A 14,333-nucleotide genomic window follows, 5' to 3' on the forward strand; every position below is an offset into this window, starting at 1 on the left:
TCGAGCGGACTCGAGCCGACAGACTGACGGTGACGGAACCTCGGCTCACACAGAACAGGACGGCGCCGGCTGATGACAGCGACGAACGGGGCGGTGCACCCTCTGCCGTACGACACCTACCGCGAGGCCATCGCCCGCGAGACCCTGCGCTTCACCGAGGCGGTCCAGGCCGCCGATCCGGCGACCCCGGTGCCCTCCTGCCCCGGCTGGACGGTGGCCGACCTCACCCGGCACGTGGGATCGCTGCAGCGCTGGTTCGCCACCCTGCTGACGCAGCTGGTCCAGGAGCCTCCCCGCAGCCGCGACATCGAGCTGGGGCTGCCGGAGAGGGCCGAGGACTATCCGCAGTGGGTGGCGGCGGGTGTGCCGGGCGTGGCGGCGGTCCTGCGGGACACGGACCCCGACGCACCGATGTGGACCTGGGGCGAGGACGGGTACGCGCGGTTCTGGGCCCGGCGGATGCTCTTCGAGACGCTGGTCCACCGGGTGGACGCCGAGCGTGCCGTCGGCCTGCCCGGCGACATCGACCCCGTGCTCGCGGCGGACGGCGTGGACGAGTTCCTCGTCAACCTGCCCTACGCGGGTCTCTTCGCCCCCGGTGTGACGAAGCTGCGCGGCGACGGCGAGACCCTCGCGTTCCGGTGCCAGGACTCCGACGGCCCGGCCGCCGAAGAGTGGCGGGTACGGCTGGAGCAGGACGGCTTTCGCCCGGTGCCGCCGGCGGACCACGAGGCCGACGCGTCCGCGCCGGTCACGGCGGCGGTGCGCGGCCACGCGGCGGACCTGCTGCTGCTCCTGTACGGGCGGCGCTCCCACCAGGACCCCGTCTTCGAGGTCTCGGGGCAGGCCGCGGTCCTCGACAACTGGTTCGCCCACACGGCCTTCTGACACGGCGGCCGGGCCGAGGCGGCGGTCCGCCTCGGCCCGGCTCACGCGGCCGGTGACGCCACCGAATGCTCCTCGGGCACCAGGCAGACCGCGAGCGCCGCGGTGTCGTCCTGAAGACTGTTGCGGCTGTAGGAGAGCAGATCGTCGTGGAGCCGCCGGAGCAACTCCTTCGGCGGGAGCGGACCCCAGGCGCGCAGACGCTCCAGCAGGGGATAGAAGGTGCCCGTCGCGTCCCGCGTCTCCGTGACGCCGTCCGTGTACAGCAGCAGTTGATCGCCGGGCCGGAAGGGGTACTCGTCGATGTGGTAGGGGTCCTCGACCAGCATGCCCAGGTTCAGCGGCGGGGCCGACCGCCCGCTGTCCAGTTCGCGCACCTCGCCGCCGCGCAGTGAGATCGGCGGCGGATGGCCGCAGTTGACGATGCGTACGACATGGCCGTCGGTGGGGATCTCCGCGAAGACCGCCGTGATGAACCGTTCGCCCGTCTCGGTGCCGCCGAGCTGCCTCGCCCTGCGGCGCATGCTCGCCTCCGCCCGCCCGGCCAGCGCCGGGAGGTCGAGTTCGTCGTAGGCCGCCTCGCGGAACGCGCCGAGCAGGGTGGCGGCGGTCTCGACCGCCAGCAGGCCCTTGCCGCGGACGTCTCCGATGAGCAGCCGGACCCCGAAACGGGTGGGGACCGCCTCGTAGAGATCGCCGCCGATGCGGGCTTCCGCGCTGGCGGAGAGGTAGAGGCTCTCCAGGCGGAGATGGCCGAGCCGGTGCGGTACGGGGCGCAGCAGGACGCGCTGCGCGGTCTCGGCCACGAACCGCACGTCGGCGAGCGTGCGTTCCCGGCGGGTCCGGTGGGCGGCCAGGACCGTGCCGAGGCCGCCCACCAGCACCGTGCAGATGTAGGAGGCGACGTAGTGCCGGTCCCACAGATAGCCGACGGCCCGGCCCGCACAGCACGGCGTGCCGGCCAGCACCCCTTCGAGGCCGACGGAGAACACCGTGGCGGCGGCGACGACCCCCGGCCCGTGCGCGAACGCGGTCAGCACGGGTACGCAGATCAGCGCGAAACTCACCGGCCAGTCCACGGGCGTGACCGGCTCCAGCAGCAGCACGGCCACGACATAGAGGACCGGGAGCCAGCGCATCCACAGCGGAGGCGCCGGCAGCCCGGGTCGGGGCACGGCGATGTCCTCCGGCTCCCGGCCCACAGGTTCGTCCTTCACCCGACCAGCCTGGTGCGCCGCGCCGCCTTATGCCGGTATTGCTCCACTCAGCGGCATGTTCCGCCGATCAGCTCCGCCGCGGCGTCGAGGACGCTCCGCCGAAGCCGATCGCGAAGACGTGCAGGCCTCCCGACGCCACGTCGGACGGCAGCCGCACGCTGTCGACCGTCTTGCCGGGGCTCAGGGCCACGGGAGCCGTGGCGAACACATACGTCTTGGTGCTGTCGGACGCGGTGCCCGCGTGGTTGCGGTACGGCAGGGTCACCGCGACGGTGTTGTCGGCGAGCGGTGAGGCGGCGCCCGCGCTCAGCGTCCAGTCGGACAGGGCGAGCGTGACCTGCTGGGTCGTACCGTCCGTGTAGGTGACGGTCGCCGTCCCGGAGACCGGGCCGTTGTTCGCGGCCCCCAGGAAGGAGATGCCGCCGGAGCCGGAGGCCCGTACCGTCTGCCCGTTCGCCTCGTAGTTGTCCCGGGCGCCGGCCGCCACGTCCGGCCAGGTGAAGGTCACCCCGCCGACGGCGACCTTCGCACCGGGGGTGACTCCCGCGGCGGCCAGGGCGTGCGCGGAGTAGCTGAAGCCCGCGCCGTCGAAGTTCGCCGAGCCCGCGGCGGTGTCGCCGGAGGTGCCGACGCCGCTGTAGGTGGGTGCGCCCGGGTAGGAGCGCGGCGCCGCGGAGGCGGCCGATGCCCAGGAGGTGTTGGCGGACGTGCCGAGCACGTAGGTCAGGGTGCCGCCGGCGCTGAGGGCGCCGTCGGGAGCGTGCGCCGCGTTCCACTCGGCGCCGTTCCAGGTGGCCGACTGGACGTAGGGAGCGTCGTCCGCCGCGCCCGTGCCGTCGATCGTGAGGGTGTGGCCCGACGGCAGGGTGAGCACCGCCTGGGGGAAGAGCGGGCTGCCCAGCGCCAGATCGGCGGTGCCGGGGGTCTCGGGATACATGCCGAGGGCGGACCACACGTACCACGAGCTCATCTCGCCCAGGTCGTCGTTGCCCGCCAGCCCGGACGGACTGTCGGTCCAGATCTGGTCCTGGACCTGCCGGACGACCTTCTGCGTCTGGTACGGGCGGCCGATGTAGTCGTACTCCCACGGGATGTTGAGGCTGGGCTCGTTGCCCAGGTCGGTGTGTCCGCCGGCGCCGGTCAGGGAGGACAGGTCCGTGTCCAGGAACGTGGCCATGGCCGCGTCTCCGCCCATGGCGGTGGCCAGTCCGTGCAGGTTGAACGGCACCATCGGCGTGTACTGCCAGGAGTCGCCCTCGACGAAGTTCTTGCCCGAGGTGGGCGAGAACCCGCCCGTCCAGCTGCCCGAGGCCTCCCGCGGCTGGACGAAGCCGCTGTTGAAGTCGAACAGGTTCCGCCAGTCCTGCGCCCGGTCCGCGAACCGGTGCTGGTCGGCGGTCTGGCCGAGGGCGCCGGCGAAGGCGGAGATCGCGAAGTCCGCCGAGTTGTACTCCAGCGTGGTGGAGGCCGGGCCGTAGAAGTTGCAGCAGCCGTACTTGCCGTTGCTGGGCAGTCGGCCGAGCTGCTGCATGTAGGCGAGGCCGGGTCGGTTGTCGTTGGCGACGGTGGCGCCCGCGATCATGCCCTTGAGCGCGGTGGCGGTGTCGAACCTCCGGGCCCCGAAGGCGTGGTAGTCGGCGATGATCTCGTCCGCCGGATCGCCCACCATGACGTGGGTCTCGCCGTTGTTCTCCGACCACTTGGGGAACAGACCGGTCTGGCGGTAGTCGTCGACCATCGACTGGGCGGTGTCGGAGGCGACCTGCGGGGCGAGCAGGGCTTCGAGCTGGGCCTGCGAGCGGTACACGTCCCAGCCCGAGTAGTTGGCGTAGGCGGCGCCGTGGCCCTGGTCGACGGTATGGACCTTGCCGTCGAAGCCGGGGTAGCGGCGGTCGGTGTCACTGATCACGTTCGGATGCAGCAGCGAGTGGTAGAGCGCCGTGTAGAAGACGGTCTGCCGATCGGACGTGCCGCCGGCGATCCGCACCCGGCCGAGCAGGGACTTCCAGGCGTCGTGCGCAGCGCCACGCACCTTGGCAAGGTCCCAGCCGGGGTTCTCCGCCCGGCGGTTGGCCACGGCGCCCGCGGCCGAGACGTAGGAGATGCCGACCTTGGCCTGAACGGCCCGGTGGGCGGTGGTGTCGAAGGTGACGTAGCCGTCGGAGCCGCTCGCCCGGGGTGCGAAGGTGTGCGGCGTACGGGACGCGGCACCGTGCAGCACCGGCTTGTTCGGCGCCTCGGGGGTGCTCGGGGAGGCGTGGGTCCTTGGCGTGGAGGGCGTGGCGGTGGCCAGCGCGGTGCCGCTGTGGCGGAACGGCTGGTCGAAGACCATGTCGTAGTAGACGGTGTAGGAGTTGCCCTCGCCGCAGAAGTTGCCGCTCGTGACCTTGCCTCTGATCTCCGTGTTGTTCACCACGTCGAACTCGGCGGCCGTGTCGCCGTTCTCGCTGGCCGTGAGTTTGAACAGGAGGTTCGCCCGGCTGGTGGACGGGAAGGTGAAGCGCGCCATGCCGCTGCGGGTCGTGGCGCCCAGCTCCGTCTTGACGCCGTTGTCCAGGGAGACCGTGTAGGAGCCGGGCGAGGCGGACTCGTTGTCGTGCGAGAAGGTGTCCGTGGCGCCCGTGTCGACGGCGCCGACGGTCGGCAGCACCGGGATGTCGCCGGCGGCCCGGCAGCCCGGTCCCGCGATGTGCGTCAGGCCGAATCCGGTGATGGCCGAATCGGTGTACTCGTAGCCACCGCCGTCCGGCCGGTGGGGGCTGGTGTCGGGGCTCCACTGCACCATCCCGAACGGGCTGTCGGCGCCCGGGAAGTCGTCGGCGGCGTTAGAAGTCCCGATGAACGGGTTCACGAGAGAGGCCGGATCGGTGACCGGCGCGAGCGAGTCGGGATCGGCATGGACGGGGGTGGAGGCGGCGCCCAAGGCCAGGGCGCCCGCGGCCAGCACGGACAGAAGTCGGAACGGCACCATCGTGACCATGTCCCTTCGACAACGTTGTCCCGAAAAGTGGTCCCTGCGGCCCCTGCTGTCAAGGATGCGCGGTGAAGAACCAGCCGTTCGCCTGACACCCTGTCATGTCGCCGGAGAGATCCCTGCCTTGGCTCAGACTCAGAACTTTTCAAAAGGCCAAAGCAACAAATCTTGACGGCAACCACCAGCATGCGTACGTTCCGCAACGGCCGCCCGACGCTCCGACTCGACCGCCATCAGGCCGCGATCCCCCCATCGAGGAGCCCAGCATGCGCGCAAACCCCAGATCGCTCGCGTCGCTCCTGGCCGTCATCGGCCTGGTCCTGGGCGCGTTGCTGGGCCTTCCCGGACCGGCGCGCGCCGCCGGTTCGCTGCCCTGCGACCTCTACGGCGACGCCGGCACCCCCTGCGTCGCCGCGCACAGCACGGTGCGCGCCCTCTTCGCCTCCTACGACGGCCCGCTGTACCGGGTCACCCGTGCTTCCGACGGAGCCGGCACCGACATCGGCCCGCTGTCCCCGGGCGGCTACGCCGACGCCGCCCAGCAGGACAGATTCTGCGCGGACACCACATGCGCCATCACGAAGATCTACGACCAGACCTCCCGGCACAACGACCTCACCCCGGGCCCGGCGGGCACCTCAGGCATGGGCGCGGACCGCGGCGCCGACGCCTCCGAGATCGCCGTCACCGCCGGTGGGCACAAGGCGTACGGCGTGTGGATCTCGCCGGGCGTCGGCTACCGGTACTCCGGAGCCGCCTCGGGCGTCGCCGTGAACGGGCAACCGGAGGGCGCCTACATGGTGGCCAGCGGTACACACGTCGGCTCCGCCTGCTGTTTCGACTACGGCAACGCCGAGAGCACACCGGCCGACACCGGCAACGGCCACATGGACGCGGTCAGCCTCGCGACCACCTGCTACTTCGCACCGTGCACCGGCTCCGGGCCCTGGGTCGAGGCCGACTTGGAGAACGGCATGTTCCAGGGCGACAACGGCTCCAACACCGCCAACCGGGGCAACGGCAGCACCTTCGTCACGGCGCTGCTGAAGAACGACGGGCAGACGCGGTACGCGCTCAAGGGCGGCGACGCACAGGCGGGAGCGCTCACGACCTGGTGGGACGGCGCCCTGCCCACGCGCGGCGGCTATCGGCCCATGCAACAGGAGGGCGGCATCATCCTCGGCACCGGGGGTGACAACAGCAACTGGAACATGGGCACGTTCTTCGAGGGCGTGATGGTCTCCGGCTATCCGAGCGACGCCGCCGAGAACGCGGTGCAGGCGAACATCGTCTCTGTCGGCTACTCCGGCCGGACCGATGTCCCGGGCGGCCCGCAGGGCACCGTCACCGGACCCGGCGGCAAGTGCGTCGACGTCGCCGCCGATGACACCGGCACCGACGGCGCCGCCGTACAACTGTGGGACTGCCAGTCGTACGCCGAGGACCAGCACTGGACGCACCGCGCCGACGGCTCCCTCGTCACCATCGGCCGGTGTCTGGACGTCGACGGGAACGGGACGGCGAACGGGACGCAGGTGGAGTTGTGGGACTGCAATGGTGTGGGTGGTCAGAAGTGGGTGCAGCAGGGTGATGGCTCGTTGCTGAATCCTCAGTCGGGGCGGTGTCTGGACTCTCCCAGTGGTGCGACGGGCAACGGGACGCGGTTGCGGATCTGGGACTGCAACGGGTCGGCCGCCCAGAAGTTCTCGGTGGACGGCGGCGCCCCCGTCGCGGCCCCGGGCGGGAAGTGCCTCGACGTGTCGGCCGACGACACCGGCACCGACGGGGCGGCCGTACAGCTGTGGGACTGCCAGTCCTGGGCGGTCGACCAGCACTGGTACCACCGGGCCGACAGCTCGCTCGGCACCCTGGACCGGTGTCTGGACGTCGACGGGAACGGGACGGCGAACGGGACGCAGGTGGAGTTGTGGGACTGCAATGGTGTGGGTGGTCAGAAGTGGGTGCAGCAGGGTGATGGCTCGTTGCTGAATCCTCAGTCGGGGCGGTGTCTGGACTCTCCCAGTGGTGCGACGGGCAACGGGACGCGGTTGCGGATCTGGGACTGCAACGGGTCGGCCGCCCAGAAGTTCCGGCTGGGCTGAGATGTCAGGCGCTCGTGGGCGTGTCCACGGGCAGCCGCAGCCGGAACAGGGCGCCGCCGCCCGGCGCCTGATGGGCGGTCAGTTCGGCGTGATGCGTGTGGGCGATCTGCCGGGCCATGGCCAGCCCGAGGCCCGAGCCGGGCAGGGCACGAGCGGCCCGGGCCCGGTAGAACCGGTCGAAGACATGCGGCAGATCGTCCGTGTCGATTCCGGGGCCGTGGTCGCGGATGGTGATCTCCACACGCGTGCCGTCCGGTGACCGGTGCGCCGCCACCTCGACATGGCCGCCCGGCGGGGAGAACTTGGCCGCGTTGTCGAGCAGGTTGGAGAACAGCCGCGTCAGCCGGCTCGGCACCGCCGCGGCCAGCGCGGACGCGGCCGAGACATCGGTGTCGAGCACGAACGGGACGTGCGGCCAGTGATCGCGGGCGGCCCCCACCGCGTGCTCCAGCAGGGCAACCGGCTGCACCGACTCCAAGGCCTGCTGCGGCTCTTCCCCGCGGGCCAGGTCGATCAGGTCGTTCACCAGCGTGGTCACCTCCCGCAGCTGCCGGGTGAGGGCGCCGGTCGCCCGCTCCCGCTGACGTGGCGTCAGCTGATCGGCGCGCAGCAGGATCTCGGCGTTGGCGCGCAACGCCGTCAGCGGGGTCCGCAGCTCGTGCGAGGCGTCGGCGACCAGCCGCCGCTGCGCGGCCAGCGACTCCTCCAATGCGTCGAGCATGGTGTTGAAGGTGACGGCGAGCCGGGTGATCTCGTCGTCGCTGCCCCGCGGCTCCACGGGCAGCTCGATACGGAGTCCGGCGTCCCGCGTCGCGGTGATGCGCTCCGCCGTCGAGGTCAGCCGGGTCACGGGAGCCAGACCCGAACGGGACACCCAGTAGCCCAGCAGCGCCGCGACCGGCACGCCCGCCCCGCCGATCGCGGCCAACAGCCCGGCCGCCTGCCGCTCGGCCCGCTGCACCCCGTCGGAGCGGAGCGCCACCTGCATCGCCAGCCCCTTGCGGGCCGGCGTGGTCAGCACCCGCACCGGATTGCCGGCCACCGAGGCCGTGCTGAAGTACGGCGCCCGACGGCGGCCGGCGACCTCGCGCACCGCGTCGGTGACAGGCAGCAGATAGGGCTCGTGCGGGTCTTCGGCGGAGGACTCGGGCACCAGTTGGGCGCAGGCGGGTGCGGCCAGGTACCGGCACTCGCCCGCCTGCACCCCCGGACCGTTCTCCTGATGCTGCTGGACGGCCAGCGTGGCCGCCTGCGTCAGCTGCAGGTCGAACTGCCGGTGCAGGGTGTACACGGTGACGGCGTACGCCCCCGCGCACACCGCGAGCGCCACGCCCGCCACCGCGGCCGACGCGGTCAGGGCGAGCCGGCGGCGCAGCGGAGGGCGCCGATGGCGGCGGGGCCGGCTCACCGCGCGTGCGGCCCCGGGCCGACGGCGGGTCACTGCTCGTCCAGCCGGTAGCCGACGCCGTGCACGGTGTGGACGAGCCGTGAGCCGCCGCCCGCCTCCAGCTTCCGGCGCAGATACCCGATGTAGACGGCCAGGGAATTGGAGTCCGGCCCGAGGTCCCGACCCCACACCCAGCGCATGATCGTCTCCCGCTCCAGCACCTGGCCGGGATTGCGCAGCAGCAGATCCAGCAGGCTCCACTCGGTGCGGGTGAACTCCAGTCGCCGCCCGCCCCGCTGCGCCGTACGGGTCTCCGGATCGACGACGAGGTCCGCGAAGCGCAGCACCGCGGCGGACGGGGCCGCTTCGCCCGGGCCGACGCGGCGCAGCAGGGCGCGCAGCCGGGCCGCCAGCTCGTCCAGCGCGAACGGCTTGACCAGGTAGTCGTCCGCCCCAGCGTCCAGCCCGTCGACCCGGTCGCTGACCGCGTCGAGCGCGGTCAGCACCAGGATCGGCGTACGGTCGCCCAGGGCCCGCAACTGCCGGCACACCGCGAGTCCGTCCACCACCGGCATCATCACGTCCAGCACCAGCGCGTCCGGCTCCCAGTCCGCCACGGCCGCGAGCGCCGCGTGCCCGTCCGCCGCGCCCCGGACGGTGAATCCCTCCAGGGCCAGCCCGTCCTCCAGGGCAGCGCGTACCTCGGGATCGTCGTCCACGACCAGCACACGCGCGGCACCGGCGGGGGACAGGTCCTGACCTGCATCATTCATGAGACCAAGCCTGCCAAACGACCTTCTTAAAGACCTCTTAGAACAGGCCGGGACCGTGCAGGGCATGGACATTCCGCTCTCCGTCGTGATCGGTGCCGGGGGCACCGGCGGCCATATCTACCCCGGGCTGGCGCTCGCCGACGCGTTGCGCCGCCGGGTGCCCGACGCGGTGATCTCGTTCGTCGGCACCGAGCGAGGCCTGGAAACAAGACTCATCCCCGACGCCGGCTACCGCCTGCACACGGTCGACATGATCCCCTTCGACCGCTCCCTCGGCGCCCGGCGGTTCACCCTGCCCGCCGCCCTGCTGAAGTCCGCCGGCCAGTGCCGGACCATCCTGCGGGAGCAGCGCGCGCACATCGCCGTCGGCATGGGCGGCTACCCGAGCGCCCCCGTCATCCTCGGCGCCCGCCTCGCCGGGCTGCCCAGCGTCATCCACGAGTCCAACGCCGTGCCCGGCCGGGCCAACGCCTTCGCGGCCCGGCTCACCCCGCATGTCGCACTCGCCTTCGCGGCGGGCGGCGAAGCCCTGCCCGCCTCCTGCCGGCCCGAAGTCGTCGGCATGCCCCTGTCCGGGCCGCTCGCCGCCCTCGACCGCGCCGCCGAATGCGCGGACGCCCGGCGTGCCCTGGGCATCCCGTCGGACACCAGGCTGCTGCTCGTCAACGGGGGCAGCCTGGGCGCGGCCCGGCTCACCGAGGCGGCCCTCGGCCTGGCCGAACGCTGGCGGGACCGCACCGACGTACGGCTGCTGATCAAGACCGGTCCGGCGGGCCTGGACGCCGCCCGTGCCCGGCTGATGACGACCGGCGCCGATCGTGTCGCCGAGGCGGTGGCCTACCTGGACCGGATCGACCGGACCTACGCCGCCGCCGATCTGGTGGTGTGCCGTGCGGGCTCGGCGACCGTCGCCGAGCTGGCCACCATCGGGCTGCCCGCCGTCCTGGTGCCGTATCCGCACGCCCCGGGCGACCACCAGACCCACAACGCCCGCGCCCTCACCGGGATCGGGGCGGGGGTCCTGCTGCGGGACGAGGACACCACCGCCGGTTCCCTCGAAGCCATGGCCGGCTCTCTGCTCGACGACCCGGTCCGGTTGCACCAGATGTCCGGGGCCGCCGCGGCGGCGGGCGTCGGCACCCACCACCGCACCGCCGCGGACCGGCTGGCCACCAAGGTGCTCCAACTGGCCGGACACCGCTCACTGGCCGCGGTCCCCAGCCAACGGTGACCGACACCGAAACGCTCCGCGCCGAATCGCCCGGCATCGAGACGTCCGACGCCGACAAGTCCGACGCCCCCAAGTCCGACCCCTGACAAGTCCGACACCGAGAGTTCCGACCGAAAGAAAGGCATCACCATGTACGCACCCGGCTTCTTCCACGGCCGTACCGTCCTCGTCACCGGAGCCGAGGGCTTCATCGGCTCGACCCTCGTGGATCTGCTCGTCGGCGAGGGCGCCACGGTCCGCGCCATGGTCCACTACAAGCCCTACGCGGAGAAGGGCAACCTCGCCCACCTCCTGGACCATCCCCAGGTGCAGCTGATCGCGGGTGACGTGCGCGACCCGGGCCGGGTGATGGACGCCGTGGCCGGCTGCGACACCGTCTTCCACCTCGCCGCCCTCATCGGCATCCCGTACAGCTACGACTCGCCGGGCGCCTACGTCGCCGTCAACGTCACCGGCACCGAGCACATCGCCGAAGCCTGCCGGCGCCACGGCGTACGCCGCCTGGTGCACACCTCCACCAGCGAGGTCTACGGCACCGCCCTGACCGTCCCGATCGCCGAGGACCATCCGCTGCAGCCGCAGTCGCCGTACTCCGCATCGAAGATCGGCGCCGACATGATGGTGCTCTCCCACTTCAACGCCTTCGAGCTGCCCGTGACGGTCGTGCGGCCCTTCAACACCTACGGCCCCCGCCAGTCCGCCCGTGCCGTCATCCCCACCATCCTCGCCCAACTGCACTCCGGCGCACGCGAGATACGCCTCGGCTCGCTCACCCCCACCCGCGACTTCACCTACGTCACCGACACCGCCCGCGGCTTCCTCGCCGTGGCCCAGTGCGACCGTGCGCTCGGCGAGGTCGTCAATCTCGGCACCGGCGAGGAGATCTCCATCGGCGACCTGGCCCGCAAGCTGATCGCCGTCTCGGGACGGGACGCGGAGATCGTCGTGGACGAGGCCCGCCTGCGCCCGGCCGGAAGCGAGGTGCACCGACTGCTGTCGGACAACTCCCGTGCCCGTACCTGGGCGTCCTGGAAGCCCGAGGTCTCCCTGGACGAAGGCCTCAGCAACACGTCGGACTGGATCAGCGCCAACCTGCACCTGTTCGCGCCGGGCCGCTACGCGGTCTGACGGGACCTCTCTGTACCGGGCCTGTACCAGGCCTGTATCAGGCACACCGCGCCTGTCCCCTTGGGCGCCGAAGAGCGGAAGCCTCGCGGTCGTGGCCACGGTGGCGCGGTCTCGGCAGTGGGACCCGCGGGCGCTGTTTCCCGGGCCCCGCTCTCTCGTCAACCGGTGGCGGAGCGGGGGCCGGAGGGCGGCGCGCCGGTGACGGCCGCGCGGTACAGGTTCCGGGTGGCGTCGCCGAAGTAGGCGCTGTAGGAGATCTGCGGGGTGTTGCCGCCGGTGTGATAGCCGCCGATCACTCCGATGACCGCCCATCCGCCCGGCCAGGGCACGAGCATGGGGCCGCCGCTGGTGCCGCCCACGAAGGCGTCGCAGGCGATGCGCGGGAACGTGCCCGGGTCGGCCGGGTCGTCACTGTCCCAGCGGGTGGTCCAGCTCCAGCACTCCAGGGGCTTCTCGGCTCCCGCCGGGTAGCCGATCATCCGCACCGGGATGTGGTGGTAGCCCGTCCCGGTGAGCAGGCGCACTCCGCCGACCGCGTCCTCCAGGAGCGTTCCGTCCTCGTTGGGCTCGGTGACCGCGAAGGCGAAGTCGTATGCGGCGCCCGCGTGCTCGCCCAGGTCGTAGTACTCCTGCGGGACATAGACACCGTCGGTCCGCACCGGAAAGATCCCGAACGGCTTGAGGGTGTCGTGGTACTGCGGGACGAAGGCCAGATGACGCTTGGGTGAGGTGCCCGCGTACCCCTTCAGACAGTGCCCGGCGCTCAGGACCAGGTCGTGGCCGAGGCTGTGCACGACGGAGCCGCTGCAGGTGCGGCCGGTGCCGGTGGCATCCGTCCAGAAGAAGGTACCGGCCTGCGGGATGCCGTCGAAGCTCCTGCTCGGCGGGATGTACTCGCCCGGCCGAGGTCCGTCCACCGCTGGGGACGCGGTGGTCGCGGGCGTGCCGGTCTCGGTGCCTTTGAGTGTGTCGGCGGGCTGTGCGGCCGCCATGCGGGCGGGGGTCCAGTAGGCGTCGAGCCGACCGGCGAGCGGGTTCGGGTCGGTCGGGGCGCTGTCGGCGGACGCCGTGCTGGTCAGACCGGCGCAGAGCAGAAGAGCGGCCGCGCAGACGGCGGCGTATCTCACGATCCTGGTCCCGGGCTCCATCGGTTCCCCTCAGAACGGACGCAAGTGACGGCCCACCATAAGCCCGCGGCCGACGGCACGACAGCGTGCACGGCCGCATCGAACCCATGGCGGCGGCCGAAATTCCCCGGCGTAGGGCAGAGCATTCTGACTACCGCCCCTGCTCCCTCCGCGACAGCCGTGTGATCACTTCACGAACGCCATGTCTGGATACTTCGGTGACGGTCCGTCCAAAAGCCGTCCGCTGCGGCCGCGCAGCCAGTGGTCGAAGTAGGCCGAGACATATGCCTCGTTGGTGCGTATCGCGGTGGCCGGATCGATGGAGCCGATGTCGCCGGTCTGTACGGAGGGCTTCAGGTGCAGCTGCGGTACAAGTGCCTCCGCGTCGGTGAACGAGGCGTGCTCCGAACCGAGCAGGGTGAGTTGACGGTTCCAGCCCGGAGTGTGGGCGCGGAACGCCTGCCAGCCCGGACCGGTGTCGGTCTCGCCGTCCTTGCCCATGAGGAGGAAGGGCCGGTCGAGGCCGTGCTGGGCGACCGGCATCAGCGAGCCGTTGATGTAGGTCAGATTGCCGTCCATGTTGATGCCCGCGGCGATCCGGTGGTCGGCGTCCATCGCCAGCGCGGCGGCCGTCCCGCCCATGGAGTGGCCGAACATGCCCACCTCGGCCAGATCCAGCGCCCCGGTCAGACCGTCCGCCAGCGGCTCTCCGTCCACGTCGGGATTCCGGCCGTCGTTCAGCTCCTGGAGCTGGTCCAGGACGAAGCTGGTGTCGGTGACCCTGACGCCCAGCGCCTTGCGTACGAAGGCGTCGCCGTCGCCTGAGGGCAGCGACACGGTGGCGAGGGAGCCGTTCGGGAACTGGACCTCGGGAGACTCGTAGGTGTTGTCGATGGTGACGACCGCATAGCCACGACTGGCCAGATCGGCCGCCGCCGTCGTGCCCCAGGTACGCGGTTCGCCGAGCCCGGGGGAGTAGAGCACCACAGGGAGCCGACCACCGCGCCCGGCGGCCACGGGGGCGCCCTGGGTCACCTGGGTGACGGTGCGGGCCCAGTCTGCCCGACCGGCCGGCACGCTCAGCATGAGGTACTGGTTCGCCGTGACCTTGTCGAAGTGCGCAGCCGCCTTGGGCAGCATGTACGGGGCCGCCGGACGGCCGGCCGTGTGCGTCGTGGGGTAGTACACACTGACCATCAGTTCGCGCCGGTGGTGCCCGGACTGCCACGGATCGGGTCGTGAGCGGTCCACCAGATGCAACTCCACCTCCCCGACCCCGAATCGACCGGTCGGGGCGGGAAGGGAGAGGGAGCGGGCGGACGGCGGGGTCGGGGAGGTGGGGGCGTCGCGTCCGGCGCCGGTGGCCGCGACCGCAGGGACAGCGGCGGTCAGCGTGCAGAGCGTGGCGACGGTGCAGACGGCGAGGGCCCTTCGACGGGTGCCCCTGCTGCGGTTGCGCGGAAGTGGATGTGTCATGGATCAAGGCTGACGGCTCGTCGGCTCTGCGCA

Annotated in this window: 10 protein-coding genes; 4 read left to right on the plus strand and 6 right to left on the minus strand. The window is 71.7% G+C overall.

From position 1 onward, the window contains the following. Positions 1-72: 72 nt before the first annotated feature. Positions 73-888 carry a maleylpyruvate isomerase family mycothiol-dependent enzyme gene (locus AQI95_RS04085; RefSeq protein ID WP_067117445.1) on the plus strand — a complete coding sequence of 272 codons (816 nt, stop codon included), beginning with the start codon at positions 73-75 and terminating at the stop codon, positions 886-888. Between the two features lie 41 nt (positions 889-929). On the opposite strand, the gene AQI95_RS04090 is transcribed toward AQI95_RS04085, so the two are convergent. Both AQI95_RS04090 and AQI95_RS04095 read right to left on the minus strand, forming a co-directional pair. Continuing rightward, the gene (locus AQI95_RS04090) at positions 930-2,024 is read right to left on the minus strand and encodes a PP2C family protein-serine/threonine phosphatase (RefSeq protein WP_067118676.1); all 1,095 of its coding nucleotides are present in this window, start codon (positions 2,022-2,024) and stop codon (positions 930-932) included. A gap of 145 nt (positions 2,025-2,169) precedes the next feature. After that, the gene (locus tag AQI95_RS04095; protein WP_244188619.1) at positions 2,170-5,070 is read right to left on the minus strand and encodes a lectin; all 2,901 of its coding nucleotides are present in this window, start codon (positions 5,068-5,070) and stop codon (positions 2,170-2,172) included. Between the two features lie 272 nt (positions 5,071-5,342). Between AQI95_RS04095 and AQI95_RS04100 the strand changes: the two genes are divergently transcribed. Continuing rightward, positions 5,343-7,178 (plus strand): arabinofuranosidase catalytic domain-containing protein, encoded by a 1,836-nt coding sequence (locus tag AQI95_RS04100; RefSeq protein ID WP_067117450.1) that lies wholly within the window; start codon positions 5,343-5,345, stop codon positions 7,176-7,178. 4 nt (positions 7,179-7,182) lie between these two features. Here the strand turns inward: AQI95_RS04100 and AQI95_RS04105 are convergent, their stop codons facing one another. Then, positions 7,183-8,619, minus strand: a complete 1,437-nt coding sequence (locus tag AQI95_RS04105) for a HAMP domain-containing sensor histidine kinase (RefSeq protein ID WP_244188620.1) — start codon at positions 8,617-8,619, stop codon at positions 7,183-7,185. Then, positions 8,616-9,338 (minus strand): response regulator transcription factor, encoded by a 723-nt coding sequence (locus AQI95_RS04110; RefSeq protein WP_067117453.1) that lies wholly within the window; start codon positions 9,336-9,338, stop codon positions 8,616-8,618. Before AQI95_RS04110 ends, AQI95_RS04105 begins: the two co-directional genes overlap by 4 nt. Before the next feature lie 64 nt (positions 9,339-9,402). Here AQI95_RS04110 and AQI95_RS04115 point away from each other — a divergent pair, with 64 nt between their 5' ends. Together AQI95_RS04115 and AQI95_RS04120 are read left to right on the plus strand one after the other, a co-directional pair. Further along, positions 9,403-10,569 carry a UDP-N-acetylglucosamine--N-acetylmuramyl-(pentapeptide) pyrophosphoryl-undecaprenol N-acetylglucosamine transferase gene (locus tag AQI95_RS04115; RefSeq protein ID WP_067117456.1) on the plus strand — a complete coding sequence of 389 codons (1,167 nt, stop codon included), beginning with the start codon at positions 9,403-9,405 and terminating at the stop codon, positions 10,567-10,569. A gap of 129 nt (positions 10,570-10,698) precedes the next feature. Beyond that, positions 10,699-11,697 carry an SDR family NAD(P)-dependent oxidoreductase gene (locus AQI95_RS04120; RefSeq protein WP_067117459.1) on the plus strand — a complete coding sequence of 333 codons (999 nt, stop codon included), beginning with the start codon at positions 10,699-10,701 and terminating at the stop codon, positions 11,695-11,697. 158 nt (positions 11,698-11,855) lie between these two features. Here the strand turns inward: AQI95_RS04120 and AQI95_RS04125 are convergent, their stop codons facing one another. Both AQI95_RS04125 and AQI95_RS04130 read right to left on the minus strand, forming a co-directional pair. Next, the gene (locus AQI95_RS04125; RefSeq protein ID WP_159056452.1) at positions 11,856-12,824 is read right to left on the minus strand and encodes a trypsin-like serine peptidase; all 969 of its coding nucleotides are present in this window, start codon (positions 12,822-12,824) and stop codon (positions 11,856-11,858) included. Positions 12,825-13,010: 186 nt separating this feature from the next. Then, the gene (locus AQI95_RS04130; RefSeq protein ID WP_067117465.1) at positions 13,011-14,300 is read right to left on the minus strand and encodes an alpha/beta hydrolase family protein; all 1,290 of its coding nucleotides are present in this window, start codon (positions 14,298-14,300) and stop codon (positions 13,011-13,013) included. Positions 14,301-14,333: the final 33 nt, after the last annotated feature.

It is taken from the genome of Streptomyces yokosukanensis (genome assembly GCF_001514035.1).
In the GTDB taxonomy this organism is placed as follows: Bacteria; Actinomycetota; Actinomycetes; order Streptomycetales; family Streptomycetaceae; genus Streptomyces; species Streptomyces yokosukanensis.

Bases quoted from the DNA above. Each gene is read 5' to 3' on its own strand.
- AQI95_RS04120 (WP_067117459.1), top strand. From the start codon at position 10,699: ATGTACGCACCCGGCTTCTTCCACGGCCGTACCGTCCTCGTCACCGGA.
- AQI95_RS04130 (WP_067117465.1), bottom strand. From the start codon at position 14,300: ATGACACATCCACTTCCGCGCAACCGCAGCAGGGGCACCCGTCGAAGG.
- AQI95_RS04085 (WP_067117445.1), top strand. From the start codon at position 73: ATGACAGCGACGAACGGGGCGGTGCACCCTCTGCCGTACGACACCTAC.
- AQI95_RS04110 (WP_067117453.1), bottom strand. From the start codon at position 9,338: ATGAATGATGCAGGTCAGGACCTGTCCCCCGCCGGTGCCGCGCGTGTG.
- AQI95_RS04090 (WP_067118676.1), bottom strand. From the start codon at position 2,024: ATGCGCTGGCTCCCGGTCCTCTATGTCGTGGCCGTGCTGCTGCTGGAG.
- AQI95_RS04115 (WP_067117456.1), top strand. From the start codon at position 9,403: ATGGACATTCCGCTCTCCGTCGTGATCGGTGCCGGGGGCACCGGCGGC.
- AQI95_RS04100 (WP_067117450.1), top strand. From the start codon at position 5,343: ATGCGCGCAAACCCCAGATCGCTCGCGTCGCTCCTGGCCGTCATCGGC.